We start from the raw sequence: 8,896 nt of genomic DNA on the forward strand, positions 1-8,896 counted from the left end.
AGCTATATTTTTCTAACTTTGCAACAGAACCAAAGTACAGCTATCTAAACAAGATGTATAAGACAAATTATTAGATAAATAAGATACATCAGTGATGAAAATTTGGCGCGGCATTCAAAAACAATAATCAAAAGAGAAGGAGCTTATAATGAAAGTTAACGAACAAAAAAAAGAAGCTAGAAAATTTATTGAAAGATGGAAAAATAGGGGAGAAGAAAAAAAAGATAGTCAATCTTTTTGGTTAGATTTATTAGAACATGTTTATGGCATTGAAAATGCGGTAGACTACATAACTTTTGAAGATAATGTTTTAATAGATAAAACAAGTTTTATGGATGGTTATATATCTAAAACTAATGTGTTAATAGAACAAAAGAGTAAAAATAAAAGTTTGAAAAAAGCTATAAAACAATCTGATGGAACTCTTTTAACTCCTTTTCAACAAGCAAAAAGGTACTCAGCTAATTTACCTTATTCTAAAAGACCGCGTTGGATAATAACATGTAATTTTAAAGAGTTTTACGTATATGATATGGAAAACCCAAATTTTGAAGAGGAAGTTATTAGACTTGAGGATTTAGAAAAAGATTATTATAGATTAGATTTCTTAATAGATAAAAATAATGAACATATAGAAAAAGAAGCTAAAGTTTCTATGAAAGCTGGAGAAATTGTTGGTAAAATTTATGAAAGCTTATTAAAACAGTACAAAAATCCTAAAGACCCTGATTCTTTAAAATCTATAAACCAGTTATGTGTACGCATAGTTTTTTGCTTGTATGCAGAAGATTCAGGTATATTTGGCAGAAAAAATATGTTTTATGATTACCTAGTCGATTTTGAAACTAGGTTTTTTAGAAATGCAATAATAGACTTGTTTCAAGTTTTAAATACTCCTGTGTCATTAAGAGATCCTTATCTCGATGAAAAATTAAATGAATTTCCTTATGTAAACGGTGGAATGTTTTCAGAAAATAATATTGAGGTACCACAATTTACAGATGAACTACGTGATCTTATATTAAATAATGCAAGTCACGATTTTGATTGGTCCTATATAAGTCCTACAATATTTGGGTCAGTATTTGAATCTACGTTGAACCCTGAAATTAAACGTGAAGGAGGAATGCATTATACAACTATTCAAAATATTCACAAAGTAATCGACCCATTGTTTTTAAATGAATTAAGAGAAGAACTAGATGAAATAAAAAAAACAAAGCAGACAAAAACGCTAAAAAATAAATTAATAGGATTTCAAAAAAAATTATCTGAATTAACATTTTTTGACCCTGCGTGTGGAAGTGGCAATTTTTTAACAGAAACTTATATAAGTATAAGACGCCTAGAAAACGAAGCTATTAAACTAATAAAGGGTGTCACTTTACTCGATATATGAGAATGACTTTACCTAATAAATGAGAAAAGCAACGCACTATATTAAAATACGTTGCTTTTTCTATTATCGAATACCTATAACTAAACTATCTCTAGCTGTTTCTACAACTTCTGTACTTATTTTATCTAAACCATTTATATCCATAATTCTGTCTATCTGCGCAAATAAACGATGAATCAGCCTAAAATTCCCTTTTGTAATTTTAATAATCGTCGTTATTGCCTCATAATCAGTAAAGTCTTCGAGTTTTAAATCAAATCCTAAATCTTGCCACTTATATTCTAATATATGATGCGTCTCATCTTTACTTAGATTATCAAATTCATGCGCAAAACCTATACGCGAATATAGTTGAGGATAACGAGATAGTTTTTTCTCTATACCCGGCATACCAATAAATATCATTGCTAAATTATGTTCATCATAAATAGCTCTTAATTGCTCTAAATGTTGCACTTTAAGGCGATCAATCTCATCTACTATAATTAAATCAATATATTTAAACATATCACTATAATGTTTACTATGTTCATGTCCATACTTATTTACAACATGTAATTTTTGACCCAAATCAATGCTTGCAGTAATACTATATAAATCATTCCTTAATTTAGTTTGTTTTTCTGCTGGTGCAGTATAAAATATTTTATCCACCGATAGTATGTCATCGGTCGTTTTACTAGCTAAATCTTCCCAACCTCTATGGTTAACTTGTTTTTCAATAGTATCCCAATTTGTGTAATACCTAGACGATAAAGTTTTTCCGACACCAGGTTGACCATAACATATACCAATATACTGATATTTAATACAAGCATCACAAAATTCAGCAAAGCGTTTATACTCTTTCGTTTCAATGAAATTTTGATTTTTAGTCATTACGATACCTCTTTAATTTTTTGACGTTTTTAGTCGTTTCTTGAGGTGAATAACCACAATTTTTTTCTTCCTTAATTAATTCCGTGGTACTTGGACTAGCAATATTTTGTTTTAAGTGTTTTCTTCTCTGACTACGAGCGTGCTGTATGTCTTTTATATCTATGGAGTAATCAGCTATTTCTGGACATATAGCAGTACAAAGAAATTCATCTCTATAAAACACACGTATTTCAGCCATATCATTTGGATTATAACGAATCAGTACATATTCACCTACATAAGCTGCTAGATTAGTATTACTGTATCGAAAACCTTGAAAATGAATGCCATCTGAATGAACTTTTCTAGATTTAGGTATTTCCAACAATAATAAATCAAGTTGTTCTAAGCTACTTGGCATATTAGGGAAAAAGTGATTACTATTCCAACGACTGATAGGCGTGGTATGAATAGTACTATGTTCTTTTTGATTATAATCTTCAATTAAAAAGTAACGTAATTTTTCTTCAAAATTGTGAAAATTTATTAGATTACTAGGAGTATCATTATTGTTTATATATCCAGGCAGTTGTTCTAAGAAAGTTTGATTAACTGTCTGAAAGAATCGTTCTATTTTTCCACGACCACGAGGAACACCAACTTTCGAAAACATCAAGTTAATTTTCAAATCAATAGCGACTTGTTCCATATGATGTGAAGTAAAGTCACTTCCATGATCTGTGTAGAATTTTTCGGGTATACCACACACTGGCCAATTGGTATCATTTTTATTCCATATTGCTTGGTGTAGTGTTAATGCTGTGTTTTGAGCATTGGGGGCATCAAAACTTAAGAAATAGCCTGCAATTGCACGACTATAGTCATCCATAATAATAGTTAGCCATGGTCTATTGATATTACCTTTTTGGTCTAATATAAAGATATCTAGCAAAGTATGGTCTGCTTTGCTTGCCATATTTCATTGGGTCTCGAGGATTCTCTAATTTGTATTAAATCGTACTTATTTTGATAGTATTTTTCACCCTGATGAGAGAAATCAATAACAGACTTAGGCATCGCTTTAATAACACTATAAATTTGTTTATAACTTGGTATATCAAAATTATTTTCTTTACAGTAATTAGTGATTTTCCTATGAATTGTGGCTATACTATTTCTTTTATTCATAAGCGCAAGGCGTTCAATTTCATCAATTATCTTTGGTTCTATTTTACGTGTTCCTTTATCAGCTCTTGTCGCATAGATTAGTCCTTTAAGTCCTTGTTCTTTATATGACTTATTCCATCTATAAAGGGTGCTTAACGCAATCCCTTTACTTTTAGAAATACTTGATAAAGATTGTTCGCCTAGGATAAAAGGTTTTATAATATTGTACTTTTGAGTAGCTTTTTTACGTTTGGCTTCAGAAAAATTAGTTAGATACTTCTCCTTGTTTTTCATCTTCCTTGTCCTCCAATTTATTGAGGTAACGATAAATTGTTGTACGTGAAACATGCCACTGTTCTGCAATTGTCTTAATTGGCGTGCCATTATCATAAAGTGTCTTAAGTAAGTTTAAATCTTTTTGATTTAATTTTTCTGGTCTGCCTCCATATCGGCCTCTAGCACGTGCTGCAATTCGGCCAGCTGAAGAACGCTCTAAAATTAAATTACGTTCAAATTCTGCAAATGCTGCGAATAAATGAAATAATAATTGTCCAGTTGAACTTGATTTATCCATTGTTATATTTTCTTCTAAACTATGGAAACTTACACCTCGTTCGTTAAGTTCATTAACTAATGTGATTAAATCCTCCATATTACGTCCCAATCTATCTAATCTCCAAACAACAATCGTATCTCCTGACCTCGCAAATTCAATTGCTTTATCTAAACCAGGTCTTTTACTTTTTGAACCACTCATATGGTCATTAAATATCTTTTCACAACCATATGTATTTAATCGATCCTCCTGTAAATTTAAATTTTGTAATCCAGTTGAAACTCTTGCATAACCTATTTTCAAAATACAAACCTCCTATATACATCTTCAGTGTACCATAACTTAATTACAAGGTCTTTTATGAACATAGATTTTTTGTTGGGTTTTTGAACACATAATCCTATGTAATTCTTACTTATTTAGACATAAAAGAAGAGTGTACAGAAAATGGTTATTTTCTGTACACTCTCATCTTTAATAATATATTTTAAATGTTATTAACAAAACTAATTTAATAAGAGTCAAGCATAGTTTACATATGTATTATGTTTGAAACATATCTCTAATTACTTTTTACTAATATCATTTAAAATGTCTCGCAATTCTTCAATTTCTTTGTTATTTAATTCTTCATTTTTCGCAAAATTCAGCACTAAACTTTTCATGTCCCCTCCATACAGTTTATTAAGAAAAGTTTTAGCAGTTTTCATTTTAATATCGTCTTCTTTAATATTTGATGAGTAAAAATAAATATTCTCTGATTTGTATCGTTTTATAATCTCTTTTTTATATAGTCTTGTGATTAATGTTCTAATCGTTTTATCGCTAACTTCTTTATATTTTTGAATTTCAACTACAATTTCATTAGCTGATACTGATTTTTTACCCCATATTATATTCATAACATCCCATTCAGCCATAGATATTTCAACTTGCTTATTGGCCATTTAAAACACCCATTTCTTTTAATATTTTTTCACTGATTAATTCAGCATTTTTCCCAGATGGCTTTCCATCTGATAAATGTGTAGCAAAATAATACTTATCATGATTTGTAATTACGTAACCTACAAACCACCCATTATTATACTTCCCGTTTACTATACCTGTACCTGTTTTCCCATACAGTTCATACTTTTCATTTTTCTTAATCAATAATGAAGAAGATAATTGATTCTTTGCTTTTTTACTAAAATGGTTATTTTGTTCCATCATATTTTTAAAAACTATTACTTGTTCAAGATTAGATATTTTCAAACTATCTTCCATCCAATAGCTTTTATAACTTCCCAAATTTTTATTACCATAATTTAATTGCTTGAGTTGAGTCGCAGTATAGTTCTTTGGTATTTGATCGCTAATACGTTCGAAGTACCAATTAACTGAATTTTGCATTGCTGTATTTAAATTTTGTTCCTTATTCCAAGCATCAAAAGGGTAATGCTTATGATCCCATGACATACGTGAATTTTCATCATTTATAATATGTCGGTCAAGTCCAAACATAGCTAAATAAATTTTATAAGTTGAATTAGGAGAATACCTTTTTCTACTTTCTTTTTCGTTATAAATATAGTATTTGTCTTTCTTCATGCTGTACATGACGAAAGATCCACTATTTGAACCAAAAATTTTACTTTTATCTAAAATTTGGTAACCGTTGTGTAAGGGCTTTTTATAATTATAATCAGTTATGGATTGCCCCATCAAAAACTGGCTTTGAATTACCATGAGCAAAAAAGTAAAAATACAAATAAAAATTAGAATTAATTTGGACTGTTTTTTCAGATTGGCTTCTTTTATATTAATTAATCTTCTTTTGAGTAATGACTCTTTACCATTAAATGAATGGCTTAATATATTTTTATTAAAAAATGGAACATTTAATACGGAGTCCATAATAGATTCCGCATAAGTTTTAAATTCATTTTTGTTAATATTATTAAGGACAAATCTATCGGCTTCTACTTCATTGTCATGAATTATCTTTCTTTTTACAATATGTACTAATGGATTGTAACTCATAATAATAGAGAAGATATTAAAGATAATTAAATGTAAAGTATCTCTATTTTTAGCATGAGCATATTCATGCAATATTATATATTTTAGTCTTTTGTCAATTACACTTTTAAAATATGAACTAGGAATCAAAATAATATATTTCCCATACCAAAAAGTTATTGGAGATTGAATAGTCTCTGCTTTTCGAATCACAATATTTTTTTTATATTGATGGTTGAAAAGTATCGTATCTATTTTATTTTTTTCATTTTCGTTTAGATAAAGTGACTGTTTCTTTAAATATTTAAGATATAATAAGGCTTTCAAAAATTTAAAACTTAAAATAATAACTAAAACTATCCAAATAACTGTGCAGATATTATCAATTGAATCCCAATTAAACTTATGGATATCTGTTGTGAACTCTTGAATAGGTTTGGTGGTATTTATGTTATGGTTCAAGTCGTGTGACTTACTTTCAACTGTGGGCGCTTGATTATTCACATTATTAAATTTAAAAAAAGAGAATTTAATAGGAATGAAAGGAATTAATCCTGCAAGAAGAGTTAGATACCAAACTTTATAATTTAACATATAATTAAAATAGCGTTTTAATATGTACCTAAAAAATAATAACAATAGAAATATAAAACAAAAGCTTACTATGCTCATTATTAATAACTTAGCCATTTCAACACCTTCTTTCAAATATTTATAATAAACTATTGACACCGATATTACAATTGTAATATTATTGATTTATAAAAATTACAACTGTAATATCGGAGGGTTTATTTTGAAAAAGTTAATATTTTTAATTGTAATTGCTTTAGTTTTAAGTGCATGTAATTCAAACAGTTCACATACCCAAGAGTTAAATGATTTAGAAAAAAAATATAATGCTCATATTGGTGTTTATGCTTTAGATACTAAAAGTGGTAAGGAAGTAAAATTTAATTCAGATAAGAGATTTGCCTATGCTTCGACTTCAAAAGCGATAAATAGTGCTATTTTGTTAGAACAAGTACCTTATAATAAGTTAAATAAAAAAGTACATATTAACAAAGATGATATAGTTGCTTATTCTCCTATTTTAGAAAAATATGTAGGAAAAGATATCACTTTAAAAGAACTTATTGAGGCTTCAATGACATATAGTGATAATACAGCAAACAATAAAATTATAAAAGAAATCGGTGGAATCAAAAAAGTTAAACAACATCTAAAAGAACTAGGAGATAAAGTAACAAATCCAGTTAGATATGAGATAGAATTAAATTACTATTCACCAAAGAGCAAAAAAGATACTTCAACGCCTGCTGCTTTCGGCAAGACTTTAAATAAACTTATCGCAAATGGAAAATTAAGCAAAAAAAATAAAAATTTCTTACTTGATTTAATGTTTAATAATAAAAACGGAGACACTTTAATTAAAGATGGTGTTCCAAAAGACTATAAGGTTGCTGATAAAAGTGGTCAAGCAATAACATATGCTTCTAGAAATGATGTTGCTTTTGTTTATCCTAAGGGCCAATCTGAACCTATTGTTTTAGTCATTTTTACGAATAAAGACAATAAAAGTGATAAGCCAAATGATAAGTTGATAAGTGAAACCGCCAAGAGTGTAATGAAGGAATTTTAATATTCTAAATGCATAATAAATACTGATATCATCTTATAGTTTGTATTATCGTTGACATGTATAATTTTTATATCAAAAACTGATTTTCCCTCTATTATTTTCGAGATTTATTTTCTTAATTCTCTTTAACAAACTAGAAATATTGTATATACAAAAAATCATAAATAATAGATGAATATTTTAATTATAGGTGTTCATCAATCGAAAAAGCAACGTATCTTATTTAAAGTGCGTTGCTTTTTTCTCATTTATAAGGTTAAATAATTCTCATATATCAAGCAAAGTGACAATTGCTATAAATTCAACAATTATATATGTATGATTAGGGTGTACTCTAAAAGCACATACACTCTGAAATTAAATGATATAATATAAATACTATTTTATATTGGTAAGCAAGGAGTTTATTAATGAAATTAAAAAAAATTAGTAATACTGATACTTTTGAAATATCTGGAACATTAATTATATCTGATTTTAAGGAAGCTGGAATTTTAAAAAGTGATGGTAGTAATTATCAATTATTATTTAATACTGATATGGATTATGAAGAAAGAATAAACCAATGCCAATTTATTACTGCAAAAGGAGAAACATTGTATCTTAGAAACGGCATTTTATCGAGGCATACTATAAATTTTCCAGGAAGTAACGAATATGAGTATTTATTCACTCAAATTTGGGTATCTATTTCTCATACAGAGATTCCTAAAACTTTTGATAGCATAAGTGTTAAATTTAGTGGTCTAAAAGAAAATATAAATCACATACCATTTGATATTAAAAGGGATCAAACAAATAATGAATATACTATTTCTATCGATAAAGCTAATCTAAAGAAAGAAATAATTTCATTGAATGAAGTTCGTCTTTCTTCAGCTTGTAAAATAAATCGTAAAAGAACTAGATTTAACGAAATCACCTTTCAATATGAGAATTCACTAAAATTTGAGTATAAAAACAATTTAACTAGTGATAAATGTATTTCAGATGCCCTTAATATTGCTTACATTTTTAGCTTTATAACTAATGAAAAACATAAAATTGAAAGTATCATATTGTATTCTAAAAAAGAAGCTTTTAGGGTTTTTGTAGATTTACCATTCAATTTTAAGGAGCACCATAAAACAAAAATTACGTACGTTACAAAAGATTTCCTTAATAAATATTTATCAAATATTTATTCTTTTTTTTATAATAATCATGATTCGTTTCAAGATATATTTTCAAATTATATTAAGTTAATGTATACGCCAAAATTTATTGAACA

At 27.8% G+C, this 8,896-nt stretch carries 7 protein-coding genes and 1 pseudogene; 3 read left to right on the forward strand and 5 right to left on the reverse strand.

Going from position 1 to position 8,896, the window contains the following annotated elements; translation table 11 throughout:
• Nucleotides 1–148 precede the first annotated feature (148 nt).
• The gene (locus HMPREF3131_RS10005; protein WP_256262202.1) at nucleotides 149–1,399 is read left to right on the forward strand and encodes a type IIL restriction-modification enzyme MmeI; all 1,251 of its coding nucleotides are present in this window, start codon (nucleotides 149–151) and stop codon (nucleotides 1,397–1,399) included.
• 63 nt (nucleotides 1,400–1,462) lie between these two features.
• Here HMPREF3131_RS10005 and HMPREF3131_RS10010 read toward each other — a convergent pair whose 3' ends face one another.
• The 5 genes and pseudogenes from HMPREF3131_RS10010 to blaR1 form a co-directional block, all read right to left on the reverse strand.
• Entirely contained in the window at nucleotides 1,463–2,278 is an 816-nt protein-coding gene (locus HMPREF3131_RS10010; RefSeq protein ID WP_000164962.1) for an AAA family ATPase, read from the reverse strand.
• Nucleotides 2,271–3,718, reverse strand: a pseudogene (locus HMPREF3131_RS10015) (Mu transposase C-terminal domain-containing protein). The gene HMPREF3131_RS10010 and the pseudogene HMPREF3131_RS10015 overlap by 8 nt, the downstream one beginning before the upstream one ends.
• Entirely contained in the window at nucleotides 3,690–4,283 is a 594-nt protein-coding gene (locus HMPREF3131_RS10020; protein ID WP_000690638.1) for a recombinase family protein, read from the reverse strand. The pseudogene HMPREF3131_RS10015 and the gene HMPREF3131_RS10020 overlap by 29 nt, the downstream one beginning before the upstream one ends.
• A gap of 263 nt (nucleotides 4,284–4,546) precedes the next feature.
• A complete protein-coding gene (gene blaI, locus HMPREF3131_RS10025) occupies nucleotides 4,547–4,927 on the reverse strand; it encodes a penicillinase repressor BlaI (RefSeq protein ID WP_001284656.1) in 381 nt (126 codons plus the stop codon).
• A complete protein-coding gene (blaR1, locus tag HMPREF3131_RS10030; protein WP_011117503.1) occupies nucleotides 4,917–6,674 on the reverse strand; it encodes a beta-lactam sensor/signal transducer BlaR1 in 1,758 nt (585 codons plus the stop codon). Before blaR1 ends, blaI begins: the two co-directional genes overlap by 11 nt.
• 106 nt (nucleotides 6,675–6,780) lie before the next feature.
• On the opposite strand from blaR1, the gene blaZ reads away from it, so the two are divergent.
• Together blaZ and HMPREF3131_RS10040 are read left to right on the forward strand one after the other, a co-directional pair.
• Nucleotides 6,781–7,626 carry a penicillin-hydrolyzing class A beta-lactamase BlaZ gene (gene blaZ, locus HMPREF3131_RS10035; protein ID WP_012818090.1) on the forward strand — a complete coding sequence of 282 codons (846 nt, stop codon included), beginning with the start codon at nucleotides 6,781–6,783 and terminating at the stop codon, nucleotides 7,624–7,626.
• Between the two features lie 410 nt (nucleotides 7,627–8,036).
• Nucleotides 8,037–8,896, forward strand: an 860-nt coding sequence (locus tag HMPREF3131_RS10040; RefSeq protein WP_141738208.1) for an ApeA N-terminal domain 1-containing protein, incomplete at its 3' end; no start/stop codon positions are given.

The organism is Staphylococcus sp. HMSC14C01 (genome assembly GCF_001808085.1).
Lineage (GTDB): Bacteria > Bacillota > Bacilli > Staphylococcales > Staphylococcaceae > Staphylococcus > Staphylococcus hominis.

Excerpts from the sequence above, each read along its gene's own strand:
- HMPREF3131_RS10010 (WP_000164962.1), bottom strand. The coding sequence starts at position 2,278 with ATGACTAAAAATCAAAATTTCATTGAAACGAAAGAGTATAAACGCTTT.
- HMPREF3131_RS10005 (WP_256262202.1), top strand. The coding sequence starts at position 149 with ATGAAAGTTAACGAACAAAAAAAAGAAGCTAGAAAATTTATTGAAAGA.
- blaR1 (WP_011117503.1), bottom strand. The coding sequence starts at position 6,674 with ATGGCTAAGTTATTAATAATGAGCATAGTAAGCTTTTGTTTTATATTT.
- blaI (WP_001284656.1), bottom strand. The coding sequence starts at position 4,927 with ATGGCCAATAAGCAAGTTGAAATATCTATGGCTGAATGGGATGTTATG.